Below are 26,555 nucleotides of genomic sequence, written 5' to 3' on the forward strand. Positions count from 1 at the left end.
GGATGGTCGCTCTTAATTAAGCTCTAAACTTTTTTTAAAACTTCGCAGTAAGCCTAACGTTAAAAACTCGTGGCGTAAGGTAGTTCGGAATTGAATATTGAACTTTCGTATAAACATCTCTCACAAAAGTATTCGTGATTGAGTTCTGAACATCAAAAATGTTGAATATCTCCGCGCCAATTGAAAGCTCTTTAAAACGCTTCAACCAGCCGCTTTCTCTTAGTTTGGTGTCATCTACAATTACATAGCTTACCCCAAGATCTGCACGTTTATAATCATTCAAACGACTTTGGTATTTGTAAGGATCGGCATAACTCGGAGAACCGCCAGGAAGTCCAGTATTGTAAGTTAAATTAAGATACATTTTAAGAGAAGGAATCACTTTTACATAATCTTGAAAAAGCATTCCAAACTTTAAACGTTGGTCCGTAGGGCGGAAAATGTAGCCACGATCGTCAATATTTTCTTCAGTTTTTAGATATCCAAAACTCAACCAACTTTCGGTTCCGGGAACAAACTCTCCTGCCAATCGCAAATCAAGTCCGTAGGCGTAAGCAACGGCGTTGTTTGTTGCGCGATAACGGATGCGAACGTTTTCTAAGGTATAAGGATTTACATCTGTTAAATGTTTGTAGTACAATTCAGAATTTAACCGAAACTTTCTATCCCACATTTTGAAACTATAATCGTTTCCAAAAACGATATGAATTGATTTCTGAGCTTTAACATCTGGACGAACTGTTCCAGAAGAATCGCGCAATTCCCTATAAAAAGGCGGCTGATGATAAACCCCACCAGAAAGACGGAAAAGCATATCCATTTCCCAGTCTGGTTTTAAAGCAACTTGCGCACGAGGACTGAAAACAGTTTGGGTTGTACTTGTAATATTTTGTCCGCTCACGGTCCAATTGTGTGCTCGAACACCAGCATTTAGCCATAGTTCGCCGCTTCCCAGATTTGTTTTTCTGCTCCATTGTGCATAGCCCGAAATACGGTCAATCTGTACGTCATTAAATGCGCGAACATTAGTGTAAGGCACAATTGGCGAAGTATCTGGATTGTAAGGCTGGTTATTAGGTGGAAATATCGGCGGACGGATTGAAAACCCAGCCGAGTCAATAATTTCATATTCCTGAACGCGATCCCGAATATCCTCGCGAGTATATTTAATGCCGTATTCTATATTATTTTCTTCGATGGAAAGATTTCCTTTATGTTCTACGTTTAAAATTAACGCATCCAAATCGTTACGTGCGTGGGTAAGTTGGCCGCCAATGCCGCGAGTATATTCAACTTCACCTACCTGATCTCCTCCAATTTCAGTATTTACTTCTCCCAAACGATATTCCGCAAGAATATCATAATATTCCTGTTCGGTAGTTTGGTAAAGGGAAGCAATAAATTTTGCAGTATAATTATCAGAAACTACCCAAGTAGATTTCAACGCTCCAAAATAGGTGTTGTACCGATCTTCTTCACGACCTTCATAAAACACAAGAAGGGCGATAGGATCAGTAATTGTTCCGAAGTTGGTTTGTCTCGTTAATGGTCTGTAATTGTATTCGTTTAAGGAAACATTTCCTAAAAAGCTAACTTCAAATTTATTTGTAAACTTATACGTTAAATAGGTTTGAGCATCCGCAAACTTTGGACGATAGTTGGTTTCAGTTTCTTTCGCATTAACGAGTAAGCTGTTGTCGCGGTATCGAATTCCGAGAATTCCAGAAAGACGTCCGTTTTTTGAAATACCTCCCACAGAACCGCTGGCTCCTAATAGACTTGCATCTATAGATGCACCAAATTCCACGGGTTTACGGTAGGTAATATCCAAAACAGAGGAAAGTTTATCGCCATATTTTGCCTGAAAACCTCCTGCCGAAAATTCCACATTACTTGTTAGATCGCTGTTTACAAAACTTAAACCTTCTTGTTGACCGCTTCTTATAAGAAATGGACGATACACTTCAATTTCGTTTACGTAAACTAGGTTTTCATCATAGTTTCCTCCACGAACGGCGTATTGAGTACTTAATTCATCATTTCCATTAACACCTGGAAGGGATTTTAGTAGGTTTTCAACACCAGCGTTTGCACCAACCATTTTACGAATTATTTCTGGTGTAATGGTCGTTACACCTTCCACTCGTTTGTTTTCTCGCCCTGAAATAATTACCTCACTAATTTGCTCAATACTGGTGTTCATAACCGGATTTAGCTCATAATCTTCATTAGGCGAAAGGTTTACGGTAATCTGAATTTTTTTATGGCTAACGTGTGAAAACGAAATAACAACATCTTCATTTGAAGGAATTTCCAGCAAATAGAAGCCGTTAAAATCTGAAATAGTTCCAGAGTCTTTATAAGTTACGTTAGTTCCAGAGACTGGCACGTTGTTTTCGTCGAGAATAATTCCTTTTATAACAGCTTTTTGAGCAAACATAACGGTTGCGAAGCATAAAAAAAGAATTGTGAGCGGTAGTTTTATTGTTTTCAAAAGCAAGGGTTAGGGATGTTTTCTGAAAAATTTTGCTTCAAATGTAGCACTATTTCCCACATTATCTATTACTATAAGTTTGAAATTGTTCTCGGATTCCAAATTTACATTATCATTGAAATTATAGGTTAGAACGTTTTTTTTGTAATCATATTCCATCAAAATGAATTTTCCGTTGATGGTTCCTCTGTAAGAACTGATTCCGCTCAAATCATCAGTTATTTTTACTTGAAGGAAATTTTGATTGCTAATCCATTTTCCATCGGCAAAATTTACAGATTTTATAGTTGGAGCAGTAGTATCTGAAGCAACGGTATAGCTTCCAAAAGTTCTGGTTTTCGCAGTTAATTTATCGCCACTGCGTGAGGTAGAATTATAATAGGGTAGTCCTTTATAGTTTAATCTTCCAATATAAAGCTTGTCTTTATCTTCTTCTTTATAGTTGGAAATATCTGCAGTGATGGATATGTTGCTATGTATTGGTATTACATCTTTGTGAAATTTCAAAACGTCGCCTTCATCTTTTATATCAAGGTAAGTGTCTTCGTATAAACTATTGGCAGGAATATAAATGCTGAATTTGCCTTTGGTTATTGAAGTGGCGTGGTCTGCGTATATATAGTCTTCTGTTTTCTCCACTTTTTTAGGATCCAAAATTCCCATCTTTTTACCGTCCATATTAACGGTAACCAATATTAAATTTCCTTTGAAATCTTCAACTTCAATAGTATAAATTGAAGTGAGACTATCCTTTACGGTTACATACCCATAATCATCTTCCTTTGTAATTATACTCAACGGGTTATTTTCTTCACGGAAAAGTTTTTGAACCATACTCTTATTGGTTTCGTAATAGTTGTAATCCGTATAACGATTTAAATAACGCGTTTCCGAAAAGGAGAATTTATTGAAAAGTACTTCAAATTTTTCGGTGCCATTAAAGTTGGTGTTTATTTTATAAGATCCATTTTTGTTTGAAGCTCCATCCTGCTGATCGTATGTAGTAATACCAAAACCTATCTTGCCATAAGCAGTTAGGCTTTCTGTTTTGTAGGTGCCGTCCTTTAATTTTATCAAACGTATTTTAGTTCGGTTTTGACTTTGATTTATGTGTGCATCTTCGCCAATGGGATAGGCAAAAACAGCGCTTATTATCGGAGCTTTAGAATCTGGTATCTCAATTCCGAAAAGAAGCGGATTCATAGGTCTTTGTGAACCATCTCGAATTTCAAAATGTAAGTGTGGTCCGCCGCTACCGCCAGTATTTCCAGAGTATGCGATTAAATCACCTTTTTTAACTGGTAAAAGTGTTTTGTCTGGAAAAAGTTCAATTTCAAAAGTTTCTTTTGCATATTGGTTTTCTTTTACATACTTTTCAATATCACCAGCATAACTTCGTAGATGGCCATAAACAGTAGTATATCCGTTTGGATGAAGAATATATAAGGCTTTTCCATAACCATAATGCTGTTCCTCTATTCTGCTCACATAGCCATCAGCAGGTGCATAAACGGGAAGGCCCTCGCGTTGCTCTGTTTTAATGTCGAGACCACTGTGAAAATGGTTGGCGCGCATTTCGCCAAAATTGCCCGCAAGCACTAAATTAATATCCAATGGATTAGAAAAATAATCTGTTGGAATGTCGCTCTGTCCGTACGTAAACCCGCTAAAAAGCAGAAGTGCTAATACTAATTTCTTCATAGTGCAAAAATAACAATACGCTAAACAAAAAGGGGGAAGGGAATGATTAAATGTAATGATTTCTCAATATTACAAAAAATAATAGAAAACCGCTTGCTTATTAGGGATGGTATGCTAACTTTGTGAAAGAAGTATTGAACACAGATTTTAATGAGTAATCTTTCAGAAATAGTTGATTCTCTTGAAAATAGGATTGGCAAACTGCTCCAGAGGCACGAAAAGTTGAAAAGCGCTAACGCGGAATTAGAAGAAGAACTCACCATTTTGAAGTCGAAACAGCAACAATTCGAAAATGAAATTGAGGCATGGACCGAAAAATGCAAGTCATTAAAACTGGCAAATTCAATGCTTGGCAGCGAACAGCATAAACGAGAAACAAAACTCAAGATAAACGCTCTAGTTCGGGAAATTGACCAATGCATTACCCAACTTTCCGAATAATAATATAATAATGTCCGAACCATTAAAAATAAAACTATCAATTGCAGACAGAGTTTACCCTCTGAATATCGACCCTTCGCAGGAGGAAGGCTTGAGATTGGCAACGAAAAAGATAGAAGTTATGATTAAAAAGTTCGAGCAAAGTTATGCCGTCCGCGACAAACAGGATGTTTTGGCCATGTGTGCCCTCCAGTTTGCCGCCCAGGTAGAGCAAAAACAAATTGATACATCTAGCGACACGCAGGAAACTGAAGCAAAGCTAAAAGCTTTAAACCAGTTACTGCAGGAGCAGCTATCATAACGTTCTTTAAATTAAATAAGGTTACTGCCTACATTAATACTAATTTTTGGTAAACTCAACACGAATTCTTTAAAAAGGGTGAGTTAAAGTTGTAAAAGCGTGCCGTCTTTGAGCGGATACTTGACCAGCTTGTTAGCCCTAAACATTCATTTTAAGGAGTTTATTCAAAATAAATATATTGATGTAGGCTTTTTTTATATATATAACTCAACTAAAAATGGAAATAATAATAACTGTAATAGGTCTAATCGTTGGTATTGTGATTGGATTTTTTATCGCTAAAATACTGGAGCGCAAGAACGCATCCCAGCTTATTTTAAGAGCTAAAAAAAGCGCATCATCAATGTTAAAAGAAGCAAAATCTGAAGCCGAAACGCTGAAAAAGGATAAAATACTGCAAGCCAAAGAGAAATTTTTAGAGCTAAAAGCAGAACACGAAAAAGTAATCTTAAATCGTGACAAGAAGATTTCAGAAGCTGAAAAACGAACGCGAGACAAGGAATCGCAGGTTTCTAGTGAAATTGCAAAATCCAAGAAACTAAATGATGAATTGGAAGCCAAACAAACCGATTACAAAGAAAGGATTTCAATATTTGAAAAAAAGCAAAGTGAAGTAGATAAACTTCACCGTAGCCAAATTGAACAACTTGAAGTAATAAGCAGTCTTTCCGCAGAAGATGCGAAATCTCAGTTAATGGAAAGCCTAAAGGACGAAGCCAAAACGCAAGCGATGGCATACATTCAGCATTCTGTGGAAGAAGCAAAAATGACCGCCCAACAAGAAGCCAAAAAGATAATTATTAATACCATACAACGTATTGGGACTGAAGAAGCAGTGGAAAACTGTATCTCTGTTTTCAACCTTGAAAGTGATGACGTTAAAGGTAGAATCATTGGGAGGGAAGGACGTAACATTCGCGCTATTGAAGCTGCAACGGGCGTTGAGATAATTGTTGATGATACTCCAGAAGCGATTATTCTTTCTTGTTTTGATTCCGTTAGAAGAGAAATTGCACGTTTGTCATTACACAAATTAGTAACCGATGGCCGTATTCATCCAGCGCGTATTGAAGAAGTGGTTCAAAAGACTACCAAACAAATAGAAGAAGAAATTATTGAAGTTGGTAAAAGAACCGTTATTGATTTAGGTATTCACGGATTACATCCTGAGCTTATTAAAGCCGTTGGACGTATGAAATATCGATCTTCTTACGGTCAAAACTTGTTACATCACTCACGTGAAGTTGCAAGACTTTGTGGCGTAATGGCTGCAGAACTTGGTTTAAACGCCAAACTAGCGAAACGAGCTGGATTACTTCACGATATTGGGAAAGTGCCAGAAACCGAAACCGAACTACCACACGCACTCTTAGGAATGCAATGGGCTGAAAAATATGGCGAAAAACCAGAGGTATGCAATGCCATTGGTGCTCACCACGACGAGATTGAGATGACAGGTTTACTTTCTCCAATAGTTCAGGTTTGTGATGCTATTAGCGGTGCAAGACCAGGAGCAAGACGTCAAGTTTTAGACAGCTACATTCAACGTTTGAAAGATTTGGAGGATATTGCCTTCGGTTTTGGCGGCGTTAATAAAGCATACGCAATTCAAGCCGGACGTGAACTTCGTGTGATGGTTGAAAGTGATAAAGTAAGCGACGAAAAAGCTGCACAACTTTCCTTCGAAATTTCACAAAAAATTCAAACGGATATGACCTATCCAGGACAAGTGAAAGTTACTGTTATTCGTGAAACGAGAGCGGTTAACATTGCGAAGTAATTTAAATTAAAATATTTATTCATAAGAAAGTCGCAAAATTTTTTGCGACTTTTTTATTTTTACTGAACACTGAACACTGAACACTGAAAACTGAAAACAGATTATCTATTCATCATATAGATTCTCGTAACCTTTAGATGGTTCTTCAAAAAACTTGCCGCTTATATACCTATAATTACGATCAAGCTTCGCTATTTTTTTCATATCGCTTTCGGTTAAAGAAACATCTGCCGCCGTAAAATTAGCGATTATATGCTCTTTAGTTGTAGATTTAGGAATAGCTGCGCAACCTCTGTGATTGTGCCATGCAATTAATACTTGAGGCACAATTGCACTGCGGTCTCTGGCAATTTCTTTTAATACATCTATATCCATCATATTAGGCTCGTCCTCGGCTTTCATTGATTTTGAACGGTCACCAGAACCCAGCGGTGAATACGCTGTAACCAAAATATTCTCACTATTGCAGTAATCTAATAAATCTTCTTGCTGAAGTAATGGATGCAATTCTATTTGATTCATTTCGGGTTTGATATTAGCTTCAGATATTAGCTTTTTAAGCTTTTTCTCACTGAAATTGGAAACCCCAATATGTTTTGCATGACCATCATTTTTGGCATTTTCCATTTGCTTCCAAGTTTCAATAATTGGAGCCTCGTCAGGAGTTAAATAATCATCTGGTTTTTTAGGGAAATCCACGCCATTTCTAAATGCTACAGGCCAATGGATTAAATATAGATCCAAATAATCAAGTTTCAATTTTTTAAGGGATTCTTCCAAAGCCGGAATTACCTGTCCTTCCGCGTGGGAATCGTTCCATAATTTCGATGTGATAAAAACGTCTTCTCTAAATATTTTACCTTCCGCAAAAACTTCTGCAAGTGCTTCGCCTATATATTCTTCATTTCCATAAGTTGCGGCGGTGTCAATGTGACGATAACCGGCATATAGAGCATCTTTAATTGCTTTCTTTAGTTCATCGCCAGTTGCTTTCCAAGTTCCTAAACCGATAGTGTGCATCGTATCGCCATTACTAAATTTTAATGTTTTCATAGTTTTTTTATTAGTTTCAATTTGTTCTGAAAATACGAAAGTATGTTTGTTTCCTAAAGTAAAATTGCTGGTTTAGCGTTTATTTAACCTGTTAAAACAAAGTAGATGAATTGATGTATAGATTTAGATTTCAAAAAAAGCAGATTGAATCACAACTCATTGACTTTTAAATTTCTAAAAAAAATACTGCTACTGAAAGCTGCCAACTTATTTCCTTGGGTGGAACCTATTGATTACTTCTGCCAAATGTTTTCTATCAATATGTGTGTAGATTTCAGTGGTCGTGATGCTTTCGTGTCCTAACATTTGCTGAATAGCACGAAGATCTGCTCCATTTTCCAAAAGATGGGTGGCGAAGGAATGACGAAAAGTGTGCGGACTAATAGTTTTTCGGATTCCAGCTTTTTCGGCTAAACGTTTTACGATTGTAAAAATCATTGCTCGCGTTAGTGGTTTCCCTCGCCGGTTCAAGAAAACGGTATCTTTTGCTAATTGGGCTATTTCTTGATGAACGCGGATTTCCTTCCTATAAATATTAATGTATTTTTCGGTGGTTGGGCCAATGGGAACCAAGCGTTGTTTATCGCCTTTACCAGTTACTTTTATAAAACCTTCATCAAAGTAGAGATCAGAAATTTTAAGATTTGTAAGTTCTGAAACTCGGAGGCCACAACCATACAGCGTTTCAAGAATAGCGCGATTGCGTTCGCCTTGTTTTGAGCCCAAATCTATGGCGCTAATTAGTGCGTCTATTTCTTCAACAGCTAAGGTATCCGGTAATTTTCTTCCAAGTTTAGGAGATTCTATTAATTCTAGCGGATTTGTTTTTCGGTAATCTTCAAAAATTAGGTAGTTGAAAAAACCTTTCAACCCAGAAATAACACGGCTTTGCGAACGTGGATTTACTTTTTTTGCAATTTCATAAATGAATTGTTGCAGCGTTTCTTCAGCAATAGAAATGGGAGAAATGTCCATTTCATTATCTTCTAGCCAACGCATCAATTTCTTCACGTCTAAAGAATAGTTTATAATAGAATTCTCTGAAAGTCCGCGTTCCAACCGAAGGTAGTTTTGGTAATCCTTTAAAATTTGAAGCCACTTCATTCTGCTATATTACCAATAAAAACAATAGTTAACAAAAATCTAAAACTATTTTAAGATATAACATTAAAGGTATATTTGCGTTTTAATTAAAACCTCTAAATTTATAATTATGAATAAATTGATTGTAGCAGTTATTGCGTTATTTATTGGAACCACCGCGTTTTCGCAAGAAATTGATCTAGGAATTAAAGGTGGTGTTAACTTTTCAAATATTTCAGATGTTAAGGATCTATCAAGTAAAACAGGCTTTCAAGCTGGTGTCTTTGCTGGTATTAAGTTTACCGATAAGGTCGGTATTCAAGCTGATGTCTTGTATTCTCAACAAGGAGCAGAGTTTGAATATGGTAAATTTGACTTGAACTATATTAACATTCCAGTTGTTTTGAAATATTATGTATTTCAGGGCTTGAATATTCAAGTTGGGCCACAGTTTGGTTTTATCTTGGATGACGATATTTACGTAGATGCTTTTGGAGTCCATTCTTTAGAGCAGAATGCTGAAAAAAGTGATGTTTCTGGAATTGTGGGAGCTGGATATGATTTTCCATTTGGAATTCGACTTGACGCCCGGTATAATATTGGTTTTACTGACGTCTTGAAAGAGGATAAAAGTAAAAACAACGTATTTTCTGTAGCTTTAGGATATTCTTTCCTATAAAAACCTTAATATATTGATTATGAAAGCCGTCTAATTTAGATGGCTTTTTTGTTGCCGAAATTTCTGCAAATATGACTTTTCTCTTAGGAAGAAGTCCTTAATTATTCTTTATTTGCAAAACCTAAACTATATTTTTTGATTATGAATAAATTATTTCTTTTTGTTGCGCTTGCGACGCTGACTTTCACAACAACAACTGCTCAAAGTGAATTTCGAATTGGCTTTAAAGGCGGTGTTAACATCAGTTCTATAGCTGGAGATGATTATTATGGAGCTTTAAATCCACTTGCTGGTTTTCATCTAGGAGGTTTGGTAGAAATTCCATTGGCTGGAAAATTTTCAGTTCAACCTGAACTTTTATACTCTTCTCAAGGATCTAAATACGATACTTTTTTCGGAATTCAGTTGTGGAATAATAAGGAAAAAGTAGTGCTAGATTATATAAACTTACCAATTATGGGAAAATATTACATAATAAAAGGCTTGAGCGTTGAACTTGGCCCGCAAATAGGGATTCTAGTTTCCGCACATAATAAAGGTAGCGATGAAGAAGGTTCTTTCAATATTGATTCAAAGGATAAATATACCGACCTAGATGTAGCAATTGGCGTTAGTGCAAGTTATCGTTTAAACAATGGTATTTTCTTCAGTTTAAGGTATAATAAAGGTCTTATGGATATTTCTGATTATGACTATAAGCCTATTCCTTATGGTGGCGATGGCAGTGGTGATGGCTATCCTAGTTATTCATACAAGAACCAAAATAATGTTTTTCAAATTTCGACAGGATATTCTTTCTAAATAAATTTTAGATACATCACTAAGCAGGGAAAATCTCCCTGCTTTTCTATTGCTTTCAAACTGCTTTTTTATCTTTCCTTTTGAAGACATACTGCAATTTATCTTCATATTTCACATTTTGAATTCTAGCTATTTCAAAGAAATATGTAAAGTCATATTGTATAGCTAAATTCTAACCCAAAGCTGCTAAATACTAATTGCTTATTGTTTTAATCCACTATGAAACATAGGTTTGTAGGATATTAGTCAAGAAAAATTATATTCTTAACTCGCTCTAAAATTATACTTCGGTTACATATGTAATAGTTTCTGTTACATACCTTATAAAAGTGTAGGAGCGGTTCTAGGTATTTTTGAACTGACAATAATGTCGTAACATTTTAAAAACTTAATTAATATGAAAAATCTTTTACTTTTTACAGCAGTATTATTATTTGCGTTTACAACCGCACAATCTCAAGAATTTCGACTGGGTGCCAAAATTGGATTGAACGTTGCATCATTGGGGGGTGATAGCGGCTATTATGGAGGAGGAATTAGTGGAGTGAGTAGTTTTGGCTCCAGACGAAGTTTTCACATTGGAGGTCTTGCAGAAATTCCATTGATGGGAAAATTTGCACTTCAACCAGAAATTCTCTATTCATCTGAAGGCTCAGATTGGAGCTTTGGTACTGGAGATACCGCTTTAAAACTGGACTATATTAGAGTTCCTGTGTTGGCAAAGTATTATATACTTGAAGGTTTAAGCGCTGAAGCTGGACCTGTATTTGGAGTGCTAGTTTCTGTAAACGAAGATAAATATGTAAAAAAAGACAACTATAAATCATTTGACGCTGCTTTTGGAATAGGCGCTTCTTACCGCTTAAATATGGGCGTTTTCTTTAGTTTACGTTACAATAAAGGATTGCTAAACGTAAATGAAGAATATATTGATGATGGAGTTACTTATTCCAATAAAAACCAAAGTAACGTTTTTCAAGTTTCAGCTGGATATACTTTTTAATGAAACAGAAACATCAAGAATTATTAAAGCCGTACAGCAATGTGCGGCTTTTCTTATTATAATTTTTCAGAAAACGGATATACTATCATTGTAAAGTTGAGTAGTGTTTCGTTTATTTGTAATCTTAACATTAAAGTTGAAACAATTGAGAAAACTACTATTTTTTGCCGCTTTTGCATGTATCGTTCAAAATTTCTATGGTCAGGAAGCCGACACAATTCCTAAGAGTACAGGTGGTTTTATAATCAGCGTTGGTCCTTCTTTTCCAATGTCAGATTTTGGTGCTGATAGCGTTGATTATGATTATAACTATCCTTTGGACAATAAAGCTCTTGCCGCAGGAACTGGAATTGCAGTCAATTTCGATTACATTTTACCTTTGTTGAAAAATGGAATAGGAGTATTTATTGGTGCAGGAATCAACTATAACGGGACAAAAGCGGATTACAAAGAAAATTTTGAAAAGGATCATCTGGCTAAATATGAAATTGAAAAGGAGTATATAACTTATCAAAAATACTTCAGTATTCCTGTGTCCACAGGATTAAACTATACCCATAATTTCAATGAAAAGATTGGATTGTTTGGGAATTTTGGTATTGTAGCAAACATTTTGAAAATAACAGATCAAGAAGTAACTTTTAAAGTTGGGGAACAAACCAAGACTTATGATGCTAGGACTACACTCGGCTTGCGTATTGGTGGAGGAATACTTCTTAATAATAAATTCATTTTATCTTTAAATTACATAGATACTGGTAATGCAAAAATAAAATACGAAAGAGATTTTGTTTCTGACAATCCAATCCTTGAAACGCACCATAAATATTCAATCAAATCCAAAATCAGTTATTTAAACTTGACAATTGGGATTAAATTATAACATATACGCATTAAATTTTATTAAGAAAAGGAAAATCTCTGTGGTTTTTCTTTTAAGGTTAATTTGTCCCATTGGGAAGTTTTACCTATTTTTAAAACACTAATCTTAAAAACTCTTTATTATGAAAAAATTTTTACTTTTTACTGCAGTCGCATTATTTGCATTTACAACTGCGCAATCTCAAGAATTTAGAATTGGTTTTAAAGGAGGTGTTAACATTGCTTCCATTGGGGGTGATTATGTTGATGGCTTGGATCCACTTGTTGGTTTTCATTTAGGTGGTTTAGTGGAAATCCCACTAATGGGAAAATTTGCTATTCAACCTGAACTTCTGTATTCTTCACAAGGTGCTAAATACGGAAATTACTTGGGAATTGATTTAGGAGATTATGAAGAAAAATTATTATTGAGTTATATAAATGTTCCTATTATGGCGAAATATTACATTATTGAAGGTTTGAGCGTGGAACTAGGCCCTCAGATTGGTGTTCTTGTTAGCTCAAAATACAAAGGTAAAGATGAAGATGGTGATTTTGAGGTGGATAATAAAGATGCATTTAATTCACTCGACGTTGCAATAGGGATAGGCGCAAGTTATCGTTTGAATAATGGATTATTCTTCAGTTTGAGATTTAATAAAGGAATCACAAAGATAAATCAGGATAGTGAATTTGAATTGTATGATGGTGAAGATCCAATTCCTGGATTCGATTACTCTTATAAACAGCATAACAACGTTTTTCAAGTTTCAGCAGGATATTCCTTCTAAAATCATTGAAAATTATTTTTAAAAGCAGGAGCAATGTTCCTGCTTTTTTTATTTTCTATATTTGCAATCTTCAAAAAAATACAATGAAAACGAAACTACTTTATTTTTTACTTTTTTTATTTTCAACTGTATCAATAGCCCAAACAAAAAAATTTGAAGTTAGCCCTGTGATTGCTGTTGAGTTTCCTTTTGCAAACACTGCAAAGGACAGTGACATAAAATATGACTACACTTTAAGACCTTCTGTAGGTGCGGCATTCAAAATTTCTTTTTCTGAAAAGTTTGCATTACAACCAGAAGCAACTTTGCAGCTTAGGGAGGTTAGAACTATTAGAAAAGAAAATAATGACGCACTTTTTAGAAATTCTGTGGTATATATAGTGATTCCTGTTTACGCGAATTATGCAATTACAGATAATCTTAGCATTCTTGCAGGTCCAAGATTGGGTTTAGATCTTTCTTTTAGTGCATCATACAGCACGGGAACCAACGGATCATCAAGCAGTACCACAGGCGAAAGTCCTGAATTTGCTGGAGTTGTTGGTTTTCAATATACTACACCAATCAAGATTTTTGTAAGTCTAAAAGGAATGTATGCTTTTACAACGCCAGACTATGCAGAAAACGTAAATGAAAGTGCGCTGATGATTGGTGCAGGTTGGTTTTTTTAAATGAAATAATACTTTCAATTTAAAATAATATATTTGAATTATGAAAATAATAATCATCAACGGACCAAACTTAAATCTACTTGGCAGACGGGAAAATAATATCTACGGCAACGAAACATTTAACGACTTTTTTGAAAAGTTGCAGAAGAAATATGCAAACCAAGAAGTTTCCTATTTTCAATCCAACATTGAAGGCGAATTGATAGATAAAATTCAAGAAGTAGGTTATAAATATGATGGTATAATCCTAAACGCCGCCGCATACACACATACTTCCATAGGCATTGCAGACGCTGTTAAAGCTATAGAAACTCCCGTTGTAGAAGTACATATTTCCAACACTTTTTCAAGAGAAACTTTTAGACATAAAAGCTACATTTCTCCAAATGCAAAAGGAGTGATCGTTGGTTTTGGCTTGCAGAGTTATGAATTGGCTTTGCAGAGTTTTTTGACGTAGTTGGTAGTCTTTAGTCGGTAGTTGGTAAAAAGCATGGACATAAAAAAACCGCGACAATTAAGTGCGGTTTTTTCAATTTTATCTCAAATCTCAACTAAAGTCTACCGTCTACCAACTACCGACTAAAGGTGAATAACTTCCCCGTAAGCATCCGCAACGGCTTCCATAACGGCTTCACTCATTGTAGGGTGCGGGTGGATTGTTTTTAGCACTTCGTGACCTGTGGTTTCAAGTTTTCTTCCTAAAACAGCTTCAGCAATCATATCTGTTACGCCAGCACCAATCATATGGCAACCTAACCATTCGCCGTATTTAGCATCGAAAATTACTTTTACAAAGCCATCTTTTTCGCCTGAAGCACTTGCTTTTCCGCTAGCAGAAAAGGGGAACTTTCCAACTTTTAGTTCATAACCAGCTTCTTTGGCTTGCTTTTCAGTCATACCAACGCTTGCAATTTCAGGTGAAGCGTATGTACAACCCGGAATGTTTCCGTAGTCAATTGGTTCAACGTGAACGCCTGCAATTTTTTCAACACAGGTAATTCCTTCGGCGGAAGCAACGTGGGCTAGGGCAGGACCAGGTGTAATATCGCCAATGGCGTAGTAGCCGGGAATATTAGTTTGGTACCAATCGTTTACCATAACTTTGCCTTTATCGGTTACAATACCAACATCTTCAAGGCCAATATTTTCAATGTTTGTGATGATTCCAACTGCGGAAAGAACAACTTCAGCTTCTAAGGTTTCTTCGCCTTTTGCAGTTTTTACGGTAGCTTTCACGAGTTTTCCGGAAGTGTCTAATTTTTCTACGGAAGAATTCGTCATAACTTTAATCCCAGCTTTTTTGAAAGAGCGCTCAAATTGTTTTGAAACATCTTCGTCTTCCAAAGGAACAAGATTTGGTAAAAATTCAACAATAGTAACTTCAGTTCCCATAGAATTGTAGAAATGTGCAAACTCAACGCCAATAGCGCCGCTACCTACAACAATCATACTTTTTGGTTGGGTTTTTAGGCTCATTGCTTCGCGGTAGCCAATCACTTTTTTACCGTCTTGTTTTAGGTTTGGCAATTCGCGAGAACGCGCGCCAGTTGCAATGATTATATGGTCTGCGGAATATTCCTTTCCACCAACATCAACTTTTTTTCCAGGTTTAATTTTTCCGAAGCCATTGATTACGTCAATTTTATTTTTCTTCAACAAAAACTGAACGCCTTTGCTCATTCCTTCAGCAACGCCACGGCTGCGTTCCACAACTTTTCCAAAGTCTTTATCAAAATCTTTTACGATAAGGCCGTAACTATCTGCGTGTTTTAGGTAATCAAAAACCTGTGCGCTCTTTAAAAGTGCTTTTGTGGGAATACATCCCCAGTTTAGACAAACGCCTCCAAGGCTTTCTTTTTCAACAATGGCGGTCTTTAAACCTAATTGTGAAGCCCTTATGGCAGTTACATATCCTCCTGGACCACTTCCTAAAACTATTACGTCGTATTTGCTCATTATTTGTGTTTAAGTTCGATTTTTTTGGAAGTACGAAATTACGAAATACAAAGGGAAAAATTCCAAATAACAAACTCCAAATTCCAAATAAAGTCCAAAAATGAAAATATAAAGCACCAAATAACAAATTCCAAAACCCAAAAAAATTCCAAAAAAAAATAAAAAAAATTCCAAAGGACTACCCTTTGGAATTTGATTTTTGAGATTTGTTATTTATTTGGAATTTGGTGCTTGAAATTTGGAATTTATTGTTTTTGAAAATCCAACGAAAGCGAGTTGATACAAAAACGTTGTCCCGTTTCCGTTGGTCCGTCATTAAAAACGTGACCCAAGTGGCTTCCGCAGTTGGAGCAGAGTATTTCTGTTCGCATCATTCCGTGGGTTGTGTCCTTTATATATTCAACGGCACCTTCAATGGCATCGTCAAAAGAAGGCCAGCCACAGCTGCTTTCAAATTTGCTGTTACTTTCAAAAAGCGGAGTGTGGCAAGCGCCGCAAGCATAAGTTCCATCTTCAAAAGTGAGATTGTATTCTCCTGTTCGGGGAAATTCAGTTCCTTTTTCACGAAGAATATGGTAGCGTTTTTCGCCTAATTCCTCTCGCCATTCGGCTTCAGGTTTGTTTATTGGATATTTATTTTTATTTTCCATTTTCTGGTTTAAAGTTTAGTGCAACTCCATTAATACAGTGTCTTTTTCCTGTGGTTTCTGGTCCGTCGTTAAAAACGTGTCCCAAATGCCCGCCACAAGTTGCGCAATGTTCTTCGGTGCGAGTATAACCCAATTTTCTGTCTGTTGAAAAGGAAACGTTTCCTTCCACAGCTCGGTCAAAACTTGGCCAGCCCGTGCCGCTATCAAACTTGTGTTTACTTTCAAACACAGGAGTGCCACAGCCTGCACAAACGTATGTTCCAGCTTTGTGATTATCATTCAACTCGCTCGTAAAAGCACGTTCGGTGCCTTCGTGACGAAGTACACTGTATGCTTCAGAGGAAAGTTGTGCTTTCCATTCCGCATCGGTTTTAGTTATCTTAAATGTTTCTTGATTTGTGGCTTTACTTTTCTGCGCAGGAGAATTGCAACTGAAAAACAAAGCACTTAAAACAATAATTGAGCTTAAAATTTTCATATTAAAGTTCTATTTTTTCAATTTGAGAGCTGTCTACTTGCATCATTTCAAGCACTTGCTTCATTGAAGGATTGGTTTTTGCAAATTCTGCTGGAACCACTGCAACTCTAAATATTTGATTGTTTGTAACAGTAGGATCGTTCAAAGTAGAAAGATCAAAGTTACCTTCAATTAGCATTTGCACATCTACGAACGTGTTCGTGAAAATGTATTGAAGTATATCTCCGTTGTTGTAAAATATATTCTGTGGTAATGGGCTCCAAACATCTGCAGTTTGTCCTCCACCTATATCTGCCTGACCTTCATAACGATACATTAAAACTACATCACTTTCGTAAACTGTGAAAGGGAAAGCTATATAGGAGCTAGAGAAATTATTTGTATCAGAATTGTATTGAAAATTAACAGTTGTTTCAAAAACCTGCCCCAACAAAGCTGATCCGTCAAGTCCCGGAGGCCCTGGATCACCTTCACAAGAAGTAAATAAAACTGTTGTTGACAGCGCTAAAAAGAGAAGTATGTTTTTCATAATTATAAGTGTTTTAAGGATTAAATTTAATGTGAAGTTTACAAAAGTCGTTCCAAATTTTTTATAGGCTATAAAATTAAAGGCTTCAAACGCATATCGCTATTAAAGAAACATTAAAGTTTGAAGTTTGTGGAACAATTTTTGAAAAACTCAATTTTAGAATAATTTTAATAGTATTCTAAATTATATATATCTAATTTTAACATTTAAACAAAACCATACTTATGAAATTTAAAAAATCATTATCAATATTATTATTAGGAGCAATGGTAGTTGCTTGTAGTACTAACCCTTTTACAGGGAAACAGACGTTGGCGTTAGTTCCAAATTCGCAGATTTTACCTATGGCTTTTCAGCAATATAATCAGTTTTTATCTGAAAATAAAGTTGTAAAAGGAACTGCAGATGCCAATATGGTTAAAAATGTAGGCCAAAAAATTGCAGCAGCTGCAGAAAGATATTTAACAGCCAATGGTTATGCAGGCTACTTAACGGACTATCGTTGGGAGTACAATCTAGTAGATAGCAAAGATGTGAACGCTTGGTGTATGCCCGGAGGAAAAATTGTAGTTTATACAGGTATTTTGCCAATCACCAAAGACGAAGCAGGTTTGGCAGCCGTTATGGGGCACGAGGTTGCTCACGCTCTTGCAAACCACGGACAACAGCGTATGAGTGCTGGACAACTACAGCAGCTTGGCGCAGTTGGAGTTGGAATTGCGACTGCAAATTCAGAAAATGCTCAAATTTTTAATACTGCTTACGGTTTAGGATCGAATTTGGGTGTAATGTTACCTTTCAGTAGAAGTCACGAAACAGAAGCAGACCATATTGGTTTAATTTTAATGGCTATTGCTGGATATGAACCTGCTGTTTCAGCAGAATTATGGGAGCGTATGCAAGCCCAAGAAAACGGTAATGCACCACCAGAAATTTTAAGCACACACCCTTCTAGCGCTACAAGAATTCAAAATATTAGAGCTTGGGCACCAGAAGCAAAAGCAGAAGCTAGAAAATTTGGAGTTACTACTTTTAAGAGATAAAAGAAAATACATAAATTTTCAAAATCCCGCTTCGTGCGGGATTTTTTATTAGATTAGTGGCTTCAAAAACTAAAAGCCTAATATGCCCAACTTACCTAAAGGAAGTAAAAAACTGCTAAATGCGTGGGCTTTTTATGATTGGGCGAATTCTGTTTATAGTTTGGTGATTGCTTCTGCAATCTTTCCTATATATTATCAAGCGCTTTTTAAATCTGCAGATATTACTACAGTTTCCATCTTAGGTGGAAATATTCGTAGCACTCCTTTAATAAGCTATACAACAGCAGCTGCTTTTTTATTAGTTGCAATTATTTCGCCATTGCTTTCTGGTATTGCAGATTATGTGGGCAATAAGAAGAATTTTATGAAATTTTTCTGCTATTTGGGCGCGCTGTCTTGTATGGGACTTTATTTTTTCAGCATTGAGAATATACATATCAGTCTTCTTTTTTACTTTTTTGGACTGATAGGTTTTTGGGGAAGTCTTGTTTTCTATAATTCATATTTGCCAGACGTTGCTTTCCCAAAACAGCAAGACAGATTGAGCGCTAAAGGCTATTCTTTGGGATATATTGGAAGTGTTGTTTTGTTATTATTCAATTTGGGAATGATAATGTTTCCTCAATATTTTGGTTTTGGCGAAGAAGAAGGAGCCAGTATGCAAGCAATGCGATGGTCTTTTGTCTCCGTGGGTGTTTGGTGGATTCTCTTTAGTCAGTATTCTTTTTATTTTCTACCGAAGGGAAACAAAAGCGACAAAAAAGTAAGTGCAAAAATACTATTGAACGGTTTTCGAGAATTGAAAAAAGTTTACAATTCACTTTCAGAAAATATTCAACTTAAAAGATACTTGGGAGCTTTCTTCGTTTATAGTATGGCTGTGCAAACCGTGATGTTAGTTGCAACCTACTTTGCCGAAGAGGAAATTGCTTGGGGCGAGGGTAGTGCGAAATTATTCGGACTTATTGGTAGCATCTTGATTATTCAAATAGTTGCGGTTTTGGGCGCTATTTTAACCTCTCGCGCTTCAGAAAAGTTTGGAAACATTCCTGTTCTAATTGTTATAAATATAATTTGGGTGATAATTTGCGTAGTCGCGTTTTTTATAGAATCGCCAATTCAGTTTTATATAACCGCCGGATTTGTAGGCTTGGTTATGGGTGGTATACAGTCGCTTTCGCGTTCAACCTATTCAAAATTTTTACCTGAGACGAAAGACACCACATCCTATTTCAGCTTCTATGACGTTGCCGAAAAGATTGGGATTGTTATAGGAATGTTGATTTATGGATTTATCGATCAAATAACAGGAAGTATGCGTAACTCTATATTGTTTCTCGTTTTGTTTTTTATTTCGGGCGTATTTTTGTTGTTAAGAGTACCAAGAAATAAAATTCATTAAACAATTTTTGTTTAAGTTTGCGTTTATTACCTATCAAACTACTTTTTTTATGAAGAAAATGTATCTTTTGAAAGGAATGCTTTTAGCATTTATAGCCTTTCAATTTTTTTCCTGTAGCAACGAACCGCTAACGGGAGAATTTCCACAAGAAGAAGATCAGAACAATGCCGAAGAAGGACAATTTATAGCCCAAATTGATGGCCAAGAATTTATAGCAAATTCTGTTGAGGCTACCTTATTTGGCGATGAGAAATTGGTGATTTCAGGCATAAAACCCGGAGGCGAGATTGTAACCCTAGAAGTTTTGGATCCAGGAGTTGGTTCTTTCAACTTAACTCGTGGTTTAACCAATAAAAATGGAGGTCTCTATTTTGATGGTTCAACAAATGAGCTTCCTTATGTTTCAGCAGATGCTTTAGGAGGATTTGGATTAATGAACATTTCAGCTTTAGACGCCACGGCAAAAACGGTGACAGGAACTTTTAGTTTTGTTGGTTTTCGCAACAAACTTGATAGCGATGGAAACCCAATTCTTGACGGAAACGGCAAACCAGTTACTGAAAAAATACAAATTTCAAGTGGCGCATTTAACTCAATACCATATACACTAGAAGATACCGGCGGCGGCGGTGGCGGTGATGACCCTGAAAACGAATTTTTCGCCAAAGTGGACGGCGTAGATTTTATTGCGGATAATATTATAGTTACAGAACCTATGGTAGGTGATGTGCATATGATAAAAATTGAAGCCAAAACTTTAGAAGGACAGCTTATGCGTATTGACGTGCCACGTTCTTTAGGTGTAGGTGCTTTTGATATGGTTCGTATTTCTGATGGAACAAAACTGATTGCGGTTTACAATGCAGGAGCAGGAGCTGAAAATCTTACCTCAGATCCAGGAACAATAACTATTACTGAATTTGATCTTGAAGCAGGAGTCCTTAAAGCTACTTTCAAGTTTACAGGAACAGACCCAATAAATCAATTGCCGGACGTTGTAGAAGTTACAGCTGGAAAATTAACAGCCTATTTTGAAGGCGTTCCTGGAGCAAACAATTCATTTACTGCCAGTGTTGATGGAGCGACATATACTCCAAACGAAATTGTTGTGGAAACTTCTGTTGTAAACCAATTCCCAAGACTTACAATTACTACAACAAAAGGTAAAAAGAGTATGGTTCTTTCATTCCCATTAACGGTTACTGAGGGCACTTATGCTATGGGAACTGAAGTTGTTGATGGCGATGAAGTTGTTGCGACCTACACTCCAGTTGTTGGCACTTCTATCACTTATATTTCAAATCCTGGAAGCTTGGTAATCACTAATTATGACCTTCAGGCTGGTTTAATTGAAGGAACTTTCACCTTTACTGGTAAAGATGGTTCAGGCCAAGATCCAACCATTTATCAAATTACGGCTGGGGAGTTTTTAATTGTGCTTCCGTAATAAATAATATAAAATACAAAAAAGCCGTCTTTGAATTTAACAAAGACGGCTTTTTTGTTTGCAATAAGTCAGTAATTACATTGGTTTTACCTGCCCTGAACCTCTTACGCTAACTTGGTTTGAAGAAGGATTACCGCCATAAAGAATACTTCCCGAACCTTGAATCTCACCGCTCAAACTGTTGTTTACTTGAATGGATGTATCTCCAGAACCTTTGATAGCGATTTGAGCTTTATCTGAAATTAATTCCGCTCCTTCAAAATCGCCACTTCCTCTGGTGCTTACTTCAACAGCGGTTGCTTTTCCTTTTAATTCAATATCGCCAGACCCTCTTATTTCGGCGCTTAGAGTGCCAGTTTCAATAGAAAGTTCAATATCTCCTGAACCTTGTATACTTAAGGCTAAAGACTTAGTTTCAATTTTGTCTTTTCCTTTAATATCTCCAGAACCTCTTAAAACAATTGCTGAAAGTTCTTTAAAGGGAACCGTAATTTTTATCTTTTTTGTATTCTGAAGTGATGTATTATTTTTCATCGTAATAGTCAACGTTTCACCATTAGATTCCACAACTATTCTTTCTTGCACATTGTCTTCGGCAGTTACTGAAATAGTTCCTTCAGTTCCTTTTTCCAGATATACATCCATGGAGCCAGACACGTTAATCTTTTTGTATGGTTGAGTTGTTACCGTTTTTGTTATTACATTTCCGCTTCCAACAATGGAAACGCTTTTATTGTCTTGTGCATTCATTTGAAGACTCACAACAAAGAAAAGTGCCGTTGTTAACGAAATTTGAGCTAGTATTTTCATGTTTTTTTTATTTTAGTTAAAGATACTTATTTCTTTTAAAGACTGAATTTCAATCGCTATGTTACACTTTCCAAAGAAAAAAATAATGGAAAATGGCACAACTCTTGAATTATACTAGAAAAGAGACTGTAAAACGTTTGATGTTCAGCGCTCTTTCATAAATAGATTAAAAACATTTTAAAAATTAGACAATGTGCACTAAATACTAGTGACACAATGTCCTAAAACAATATATGGCCAATTCAAAATTTACTTCAATAGACAAGTTGTCATTTCAGGATATAAACGAAGATGCAGAATTCATACCACTTATGTCTGCTGAAGACGAAGATGCAATGCACAATGAAGAACTTCCAGAAATTCTTCCAATTTTACCGCTTAGAAACACGGTTCTTTTTCCTGGAGTTGTAATCCCGATTACAGCAGGTCGCGACAAATCAATAAAGCTTATAAACGAAACCAATAAAGGCAATAAGGTTATTGGCGTAGTTTCGCAAAAGGACGAAAATGAAGAGGAGCCAGGCATTGGAGATATAAATACCATTGGAACCGTTGCCAAAATTCTCCGTGTTTTAAAAATGCCCGATGGAAATACTACGGTAATCATTCAAGGAAAAAAGCGTTTTGAGGTTGCGGAAGTTTTAACGACCAATCCATACATGACCGCGACTATCCGCGAAGTAGCCGAAGCCCGTCCAGAAAAGGAAAGCGACGAGTTTAAGGCTATAATAGATTCTATTAAGGAAATGGCGCTGCAGATAATTAAACAAAGCCCAAATATTCCTTCGGAAGCGGCTTTTGCCATCAAGAATATTGAAAGTCCTAGCTTTCTTATAAATTTTGTCTCTTCAAACTTAAATATCGAAGTGGAACAAAAACAAGTGCTTCTTGAAATAAATAATTTGAAGGATCGCGCACTGGAAACCCTTAAATATATGAATATGGAAATCCAAAAGCTTTCGCTTCGGAATGATATTCAGAGTAAGGTTCAGAGCGATATCAACCAGCAACAACGCGAGTATTTTCTTCAACAGCAAATGAAAACCATTCAGGAAGAGCTGGGCGGATCTTCTATGGAGGAAGAAATTGAAGAAATGCACGAACGTTCCAAGAAGAAAAAATGGAGCAAGGAAGTTGACAAACATTTTCAGAAGGAACTTTCTAAAATGAAGCGTATGAACCCGCAAGTTGCGGAGTTTAGCATACAAAGAAACTATCTAGAACTCATTTTAGATTTACCATGGGATAAATACAGTAAAGATAAATTCGACTTAAAACGCGCTAGAAAAGTTTTGGATCGCGACCATTATGGACTTGATGACGTTAAAAAACGAATCATAGAATATTTGGCTGTTTTGAAGCTTCGAAACGATATGAAGTCGCCAATACTTTGTCTTTACGGACCTCCAGGAGTTGGAAAAACTTCTTTGGGAAAATCGGTCGCAGAAGCTTTAGGCAGAAAATATGTTCGTATGAGCTTAGGTGGTCTTCGTGATGAAGCCGAAATTCGAGGACACAGAAAAACATATATTGGCGCAATGCCTGGACGAATTGTTCAAAGCATTAAAAAAGCTGGAACCAGCAATCCAGTTTTTGTTTTGGATGAAATTGATAAAATTTCAGCAAGTAATCAAGGCGATCCTTCTTCAGCAATGCTTGAAGTATTGGATCCAGAGCAGAATAATTCATTTTACGACAACTTCTTGGAACTTGGTTATGACCTTTCCAAAGTGATGTTTATTGCTACTTCAAACAGTTTGAGCACCATTCAACCAGCATTGCGCGATAGGATGGAAATCATACACGTAACAGGTTACACCATCGAAGAAAAAGTGGAAATTGCCAAACGTCATTTACTTCCAAAACAGTTGAAAGAACACGGAATGGACAAGGACGCGTTGAAAATTGCCAAACCACAACTAGAAAAAATTGTGGAAGGATATACCCGTGAAAGCGGCGTTCGTGGACTAGAAAAACAGATTGCAAAAATGGTTCGTTATGCAGCCATGAAAATTGCAATGGAAGAAGAATACGAGATAAAGGTAATCAATGAAATTGTTGTTGAAGTTTTGGGCGCTCCAAAAATGGAACGTGATAAATATGAAAATAATGATGTAGCTGGAGTTGTAACAGGTTTAGCGTGGACAAGGGTTGGCGGCGATATTCTTTTTATAGAATCTACACTTTCCAAAGGAAAAGGAACATTAAACATGACCGGAAACCTTGGAAAGGTTATGAAGGAATCTGCCACAATTGCTTTAGAATACATAAAATCCAATGCCGATAAACTTGGGATCAATCCAGACATTTTTGAAAACTATAACGTACATATTCACGTGCCAGAAGGTGCAACTCCAAAAGATGGACCAAGTGCTGGGATAACGATGCTAACTTCGTTGGTTTCGCTTTTCACACAAAGAAAAGTGAAGAAATCCATCGCAATGACTGGAGAAATTACACTTCGTGGAAAAGTATTGCCAGTAGGAGGAATTAAGGAAAAAATACTAGCGGCAAAACGTGCCCGCATCAAGGAAATTTTACTTTGTGAAGACAATAGATCAGATATTCAAGAAATAAAACCTGAGTATTTAAAAGGGTTGACGTTTCATTATGTGAAAGATATGAGCGATGTTCTCGACTTAGCGTTAACTAAGGAAAAGGTGAAAAATGCAAAGAAGCTATAAACCGTAGCTACTTAAAATGATTAATATATAATTGATTAAAACAATTATATATTAATCATTTCTTTCCCTTGCAAAAATAAATTATACTTGCATTCGTTTAGTTTTTAGTTACGGTAACTCGCGTCTATGACCCAAAAGGTTTTTTTAGTTGTTTCACTCCTTTTATCTCAGCTTTTGCTAGCGCAGATAGGAGGCAGGACAACCTATCAATTCCTCAACTTGGTAAACAGTCCAAGAATGGCAGCTTTGGGTGGAAAAGTGGTTACAAACTATGATTATGACCCAACTCAAGGGCTATTCAATCCAGCAAGTATAAATCCAGAAATGGATAACCAACTTTCACTAAACTACACAAACTATATCGGTGACGTAAACTATGGAACCGCAGCATACGCCTATCTTTGGGACCGAAGAACCCAAGTTTTACACATGGGTGCAACCTACGTTAATTACGGAAAATTTGACGGTTATGATGAATTGGGAAACCCAACCAGTAGCTTCAGTGGGGGTGAAGTAGCCATATCATTCGGTCATGCCAGAAATATTGCATTTACGAACTTTCACGTAGGTGTTAATGTGAAACTAATTTCTTCAACATTAGAGAATTATTCTTCCTTTGGAGGTGCTTTGGATATTGGGCTTATGTATGTTTACGAAGATTGGGATCTTCAAATAACAGGTGTTGCAAGAAATATTGGAACGCAATTCACTCCTTATCACGAAGAATACGAACCGCTGCCTTTTGAAATGATTTTCGGAATTTCACAAACGCTTGAAAACATTCCAATTCGTTGGCATTTCACCTTAGAAAATATGCAGCAATGGAACATAGCATTCGCAAACCCCGCTCGTGCTGATACTAATTTAGAAGGAGAAACCACGCAAGAGAAAATAACATTCGTAGATCAAACCTTTAGGCATATGATTGCTGGTATTGAGCTTTTCCCTGAGAGCGGCTTCAATATCCGTTTGGGATATAATTTTAGAAGAGGCGAGGAATTGCGCATTGTTGATAGACGCACATTTGCGGGAATAAGCGCAGGTTTTGCTATTAAATTGAATAAATTGAGGTTGAGCTATTCCTATTCAAAATATAGTTCTGCTGCCACATCCAGCTTTTTTGGACTAAATATTGACTTACAGTAATGCGAAAAATTACAATTGCCATTGACGGATATTCCTCTACAGGAAAAAGTACTGTAGCAAAACAACTCGCTGATTATTTGGGTTATGTTTATGTGGATAGCGGCGCAATGTATCGCGCTGTAACGCTTTATTCAATGCAGAATGGCATCATTTCAAAAGAAAATTTTGATGTCGAAAAATTAAAAGAATCACTTCCTTCAATTCATTTGAAATTTATAAAAGAAGAAGCTTGGAACAAAGCCCACATCTTTTTAAACGGAAAAGATGTGGAAAATGAAATCCGCAATCTTGACGTTTCTGAATTTGTGAGTCCCATTGCAACTATTCACGAAGTACGTGTAAAATTGGTAGCGCAGCAGCAACAATTGGGCTTGGAAAAAGGTGTGGTGATGGATGGCCGCGACATTGGCACCGTAGTTTTCCCGAACGCTGAACTAAAAATCTTTATGAATGCTTCCGCTCCAGAACGCGCTCAAAGACGTTATAAGGAGCTTGTGGAACGTGGCGAAACAGTAAGTTTTAATGATGTTCTCAAAAATATTGAAGATAGAGACCATATTGACACTACAAGAGAAGATTCGCCATTACGAAAAGCCGATGGCGCCATTGAAATTGATAACTCTGATATGAATCTTGACGACCAATTTCATACCGTTCTACAATTGGCAAAAGACCGCATTGCAAGGCGAATTTAAAAAACTCCTTTATCCACACTTCTTTTTCTCTCAAATCTTTTCTATACTTGAACTTT

General features: G+C 36.4%; 25 protein-coding genes and 1 other RNA gene. 17 read left to right on the forward strand and 9 right to left on the reverse strand.

What is annotated here, in order from left to right; all coding sequences use genetic code 11:
- Positions 1–34: 34 nt before the first annotated feature.
- Complete coding sequence (locus tag AEQSU_RS12890) at positions 35–2,494, reverse strand: TonB-dependent receptor (RefSeq protein ID WP_014783309.1); 2,460 nt, start codon at positions 2,492–2,494, stop codon at positions 35–37.
- Between the two features lie 9 nt (positions 2,495–2,503).
- Positions 2,504–4,195, reverse strand: a complete 1,692-nt coding sequence (locus tag AEQSU_RS12895) for a M23 family metallopeptidase (RefSeq protein WP_014783310.1) — start codon at positions 4,193–4,195, stop codon at positions 2,504–2,506.
- A gap of 150 nt (positions 4,196–4,345) precedes the next feature.
- On the opposite strand from AEQSU_RS12895, the gene AEQSU_RS12900 reads away from it, so the two are divergent.
- From AEQSU_RS12900 to rny, 4 genes are all read left to right on the forward strand, one after another.
- Entirely contained in the window at positions 4,346–4,636 is a 291-nt protein-coding gene (locus AEQSU_RS12900) for a Mis12-Mtw1 protein family (protein WP_014783311.1), read from the forward strand.
- A 10-nt stretch (positions 4,637–4,646) separates the two neighbouring features.
- A complete protein-coding gene (locus tag AEQSU_RS12905) occupies positions 4,647–4,937 on the forward strand; it encodes a cell division protein ZapA (protein ID WP_014783312.1) in 291 nt (96 codons plus the stop codon).
- Positions 4,938–4,990: 53 nt separating this feature from the next.
- Positions 4,991–5,099, forward strand: a non-coding RNA gene (ssrS, locus tag AEQSU_RS16510) — 6S RNA.
- 55 nt (positions 5,100–5,154) lie between these two features.
- Positions 5,155–6,717 (forward strand): ribonuclease Y, encoded by a 1,563-nt coding sequence (gene rny / locus AEQSU_RS12910; RefSeq protein WP_014783313.1) that lies wholly within the window; start codon positions 5,155–5,157, stop codon positions 6,715–6,717.
- Positions 6,718–6,822: 105 nt separating this feature from the next.
- Here the strand turns inward: rny and AEQSU_RS12915 are convergent, their stop codons facing one another.
- Positions 6,823–7,770 (reverse strand): aldo/keto reductase, encoded by a 948-nt coding sequence (locus AEQSU_RS12915; RefSeq protein WP_014783314.1) that lies wholly within the window; start codon positions 7,768–7,770, stop codon positions 6,823–6,825.
- Between the two features lie 207 nt (positions 7,771–7,977).
- A complete protein-coding gene (gene xerD, locus AEQSU_RS12920) occupies positions 7,978–8,874 on the reverse strand; it encodes a site-specific tyrosine recombinase XerD (RefSeq protein WP_014783315.1) in 897 nt (298 codons plus the stop codon).
- Between the two features lie 109 nt (positions 8,875–8,983).
- Here xerD and AEQSU_RS12925 point away from each other — a divergent pair, with 109 nt between their 5' ends.
- The 7 genes from AEQSU_RS12925 to aroQ all read left to right on the forward strand — a co-directional run bounded on the left by AEQSU_RS12925 (position 8,984) and on the right by aroQ (position 14,116).
- On the forward strand, positions 8,984–9,532 hold the full coding sequence (locus tag AEQSU_RS12925) for a porin family protein (protein ID WP_014783316.1): 549 nt from the start codon (positions 8,984–8,986) through the stop codon (positions 9,530–9,532).
- A 141-nt stretch (positions 9,533–9,673) separates the two neighbouring features.
- Positions 9,674–10,333 (forward strand): porin family protein, encoded by a 660-nt coding sequence (locus AEQSU_RS12930; protein WP_014783317.1) that lies wholly within the window; start codon positions 9,674–9,676, stop codon positions 10,331–10,333.
- 397 nt (positions 10,334–10,730) lie between these two features.
- Entirely contained in the window at positions 10,731–11,336 is a 606-nt protein-coding gene (locus AEQSU_RS12935; RefSeq protein ID WP_014783318.1) for a porin family protein, read from the forward strand.
- 145 nt (positions 11,337–11,481) lie between these two features.
- A complete protein-coding gene (locus AEQSU_RS12940) occupies positions 11,482–12,219 on the forward strand; it encodes a hypothetical protein (protein WP_014783319.1) in 738 nt (245 codons plus the stop codon).
- Positions 12,220–12,340: 121 nt separating this feature from the next.
- Positions 12,341–12,988, forward strand: coding sequence for a porin family protein (locus tag AEQSU_RS12945; protein ID WP_014783320.1), 648 nt, complete (start codon positions 12,341–12,343; stop codon positions 12,986–12,988).
- Between the two features lie 83 nt (positions 12,989–13,071).
- Positions 13,072–13,659, forward strand: coding sequence for an outer membrane beta-barrel protein (locus AEQSU_RS12950; RefSeq protein WP_014783321.1), 588 nt, complete (start codon positions 13,072–13,074; stop codon positions 13,657–13,659).
- Between the two features lie 40 nt (positions 13,660–13,699).
- Complete coding sequence (gene aroQ, locus AEQSU_RS12955; RefSeq protein WP_014783322.1) at positions 13,700–14,116, forward strand: type II 3-dehydroquinate dehydratase; 417 nt, start codon at positions 13,700–13,702, stop codon at positions 14,114–14,116.
- A gap of 122 nt (positions 14,117–14,238) precedes the next feature.
- Here the strand turns inward: aroQ and lpdA are convergent, their stop codons facing one another.
- The 4 genes from lpdA to AEQSU_RS12975 form a co-directional block, all read right to left on the reverse strand.
- Positions 14,239–15,615 (reverse strand): dihydrolipoyl dehydrogenase, encoded by a 1,377-nt coding sequence (gene lpdA, locus AEQSU_RS12960; RefSeq protein WP_014783323.1) that lies wholly within the window; start codon positions 15,613–15,615, stop codon positions 14,239–14,241.
- Positions 15,616–15,860: 245 nt separating this feature from the next.
- Entirely contained in the window at positions 15,861–16,265 is a 405-nt protein-coding gene (gene msrB, locus AEQSU_RS12965) for a peptide-methionine (R)-S-oxide reductase MsrB (RefSeq protein ID WP_014783324.1), read from the reverse strand.
- Entirely contained in the window at positions 16,255–16,743 is a 489-nt protein-coding gene (gene msrB, locus AEQSU_RS12970; RefSeq protein ID WP_014783325.1) for a peptide-methionine (R)-S-oxide reductase MsrB, read from the reverse strand. Before msrB (AEQSU_RS12970) ends, msrB (AEQSU_RS12965) begins: the two co-directional genes overlap by 11 nt.
- A 1-nt stretch (position 16,744) precedes the next feature.
- On the reverse strand, positions 16,745–17,272 hold the full coding sequence (locus AEQSU_RS12975) for a hypothetical protein (protein ID WP_014783326.1): 528 nt from the start codon (positions 17,270–17,272) through the stop codon (positions 16,745–16,747).
- Positions 17,273–17,496: 224 nt separating this feature from the next.
- On the opposite strand from AEQSU_RS12975, the gene AEQSU_RS12980 reads away from it, so the two are divergent.
- The 3 genes from AEQSU_RS12980 (at position 17,497) to AEQSU_RS12990 (ending at position 21,164) form a co-directional block, all read left to right on the forward strand.
- Positions 17,497–18,315 (forward strand): M48 family metallopeptidase, encoded by an 819-nt coding sequence (locus tag AEQSU_RS12980; protein ID WP_014783327.1) that lies wholly within the window; start codon positions 17,497–17,499, stop codon positions 18,313–18,315.
- An 82-nt stretch (positions 18,316–18,397) separates the two neighbouring features.
- Entirely contained in the window at positions 18,398–19,717 is a 1,320-nt protein-coding gene (locus AEQSU_RS12985) for an MFS transporter (RefSeq protein WP_014783328.1), read from the forward strand.
- Positions 19,718–19,766: 49 nt separating this feature from the next.
- Positions 19,767–21,164: a DUF6252 domain-containing protein gene (locus tag AEQSU_RS12990; protein ID WP_042492039.1), complete on the forward strand. Its 1,398-nt coding sequence runs from the start codon at positions 19,767–19,769 to the stop codon at positions 21,162–21,164.
- A gap of 75 nt (positions 21,165–21,239) precedes the next feature.
- On the opposite strand, the gene AEQSU_RS12995 is transcribed toward AEQSU_RS12990, so the two are convergent.
- The gene (locus AEQSU_RS12995; RefSeq protein WP_014783330.1) at positions 21,240–21,974 is read right to left on the reverse strand and encodes a head GIN domain-containing protein; all 735 of its coding nucleotides are present in this window, start codon (positions 21,972–21,974) and stop codon (positions 21,240–21,242) included.
- A gap of 233 nt (positions 21,975–22,207) precedes the next feature.
- On the opposite strand from AEQSU_RS12995, the gene lon reads away from it, so the two are divergent.
- The 3 genes from lon (at position 22,208) to cmk (ending at position 26,499) form a co-directional block, all read left to right on the forward strand.
- The gene (gene lon / locus AEQSU_RS13000; protein WP_014783331.1) at positions 22,208–24,658 is read left to right on the forward strand and encodes an endopeptidase La; all 2,451 of its coding nucleotides are present in this window, start codon (positions 22,208–22,210) and stop codon (positions 24,656–24,658) included.
- Positions 24,659–24,784: 126 nt separating this feature from the next.
- A complete protein-coding gene (gene porQ / locus AEQSU_RS13005) occupies positions 24,785–25,804 on the forward strand; it encodes a type IX secretion system protein PorQ (protein ID WP_014783332.1) in 1,020 nt (339 codons plus the stop codon).
- A complete protein-coding gene (gene cmk / locus AEQSU_RS13010) occupies positions 25,804–26,499 on the forward strand; it encodes a (d)CMP kinase (RefSeq protein WP_014783333.1) in 696 nt (231 codons plus the stop codon). Before porQ ends, cmk begins: the two co-directional genes overlap by 1 nt.
- Positions 26,500–26,555: the final 56 nt, after the last annotated feature.

It is taken from the genome of Aequorivita sublithincola DSM 14238 (genome assembly GCF_000265385.1).
Lineage (GTDB): Bacteria > Bacteroidota > Bacteroidia > Flavobacteriales > Flavobacteriaceae > Aequorivita > Aequorivita sublithincola.

Bases quoted from the DNA above. Each gene is read 5' to 3' on its own strand.
- cmk (WP_014783333.1), top strand. From the start codon at position 25,804: ATGCGAAAAATTACAATTGCCATTGACGGATATTCCTCTACAGGAAAA.
- AEQSU_RS12895 (WP_014783310.1), bottom strand. From the start codon at position 4,195: ATGAAGAAATTAGTATTAGCACTTCTGCTTTTTAGCGGGTTTACGTAC.
- AEQSU_RS12930 (WP_014783317.1), top strand. From the start codon at position 9,674: ATGAATAAATTATTTCTTTTTGTTGCGCTTGCGACGCTGACTTTCACA.
- AEQSU_RS12905 (WP_014783312.1), top strand. From the start codon at position 4,647: ATGTCCGAACCATTAAAAATAAAACTATCAATTGCAGACAGAGTTTAC.
- AEQSU_RS12945 (WP_014783320.1), top strand. From the start codon at position 12,341: ATGAAAAAATTTTTACTTTTTACTGCAGTCGCATTATTTGCATTTACA.
- msrB (WP_014783324.1), bottom strand. From the start codon at position 16,265: ATGGAAAATAAAAATAAATATCCAATAAACAAACCTGAAGCCGAATGG.
- AEQSU_RS12950 (WP_014783321.1), top strand. From the start codon at position 13,072: ATGAAAACGAAACTACTTTATTTTTTACTTTTTTTATTTTCAACTGTA.
- lon (WP_014783331.1), top strand. From the start codon at position 22,208: ATGGCCAATTCAAAATTTACTTCAATAGACAAGTTGTCATTTCAGGAT.
- AEQSU_RS12925 (WP_014783316.1), top strand. From the start codon at position 8,984: ATGAATAAATTGATTGTAGCAGTTATTGCGTTATTTATTGGAACCACC.
- AEQSU_RS12935 (WP_014783318.1), top strand. From the start codon at position 10,731: ATGAAAAATCTTTTACTTTTTACAGCAGTATTATTATTTGCGTTTACA.
- msrB (WP_014783325.1), bottom strand. From the start codon at position 16,743: ATGAAAATTTTAAGCTCAATTATTGTTTTAAGTGCTTTGTTTTTCAGT.
- AEQSU_RS12990 (WP_042492039.1), top strand. From the start codon at position 19,767: ATGAAGAAAATGTATCTTTTGAAAGGAATGCTTTTAGCATTTATAGCC.
- lpdA (WP_014783323.1), bottom strand. From the start codon at position 15,615: ATGAGCAAATACGACGTAATAGTTTTAGGAAGTGGTCCAGGAGGATAT.
- rny (WP_014783313.1), top strand. From the start codon at position 5,155: ATGGAAATAATAATAACTGTAATAGGTCTAATCGTTGGTATTGTGATT.
- AEQSU_RS12985 (WP_014783328.1), top strand. From the start codon at position 18,398: ATGCCCAACTTACCTAAAGGAAGTAAAAAACTGCTAAATGCGTGGGCT.
- AEQSU_RS12975 (WP_014783326.1), bottom strand. From the start codon at position 17,272: ATGAAAAACATACTTCTCTTTTTAGCGCTGTCAACAACAGTTTTATTT.
- xerD (WP_014783315.1), bottom strand. From the start codon at position 8,874: ATGAAGTGGCTTCAAATTTTAAAGGATTACCAAAACTACCTTCGGTTG.
- AEQSU_RS12980 (WP_014783327.1), top strand. From the start codon at position 17,497: ATGAAATTTAAAAAATCATTATCAATATTATTATTAGGAGCAATGGTA.
- AEQSU_RS12995 (WP_014783330.1), bottom strand. From the start codon at position 21,974: ATGAAAATACTAGCTCAAATTTCGTTAACAACGGCACTTTTCTTTGTT.
- porQ (WP_014783332.1), top strand. From the start codon at position 24,785: ATGACCCAAAAGGTTTTTTTAGTTGTTTCACTCCTTTTATCTCAGCTT.
- AEQSU_RS12900 (WP_014783311.1), top strand. From the start codon at position 4,346: ATGAGTAATCTTTCAGAAATAGTTGATTCTCTTGAAAATAGGATTGGC.
- aroQ (WP_014783322.1), top strand. From the start codon at position 13,700: ATGAAAATAATAATCATCAACGGACCAAACTTAAATCTACTTGGCAGA.
- AEQSU_RS12915 (WP_014783314.1), bottom strand. From the start codon at position 7,770: ATGAAAACATTAAAATTTAGTAATGGCGATACGATGCACACTATCGGT.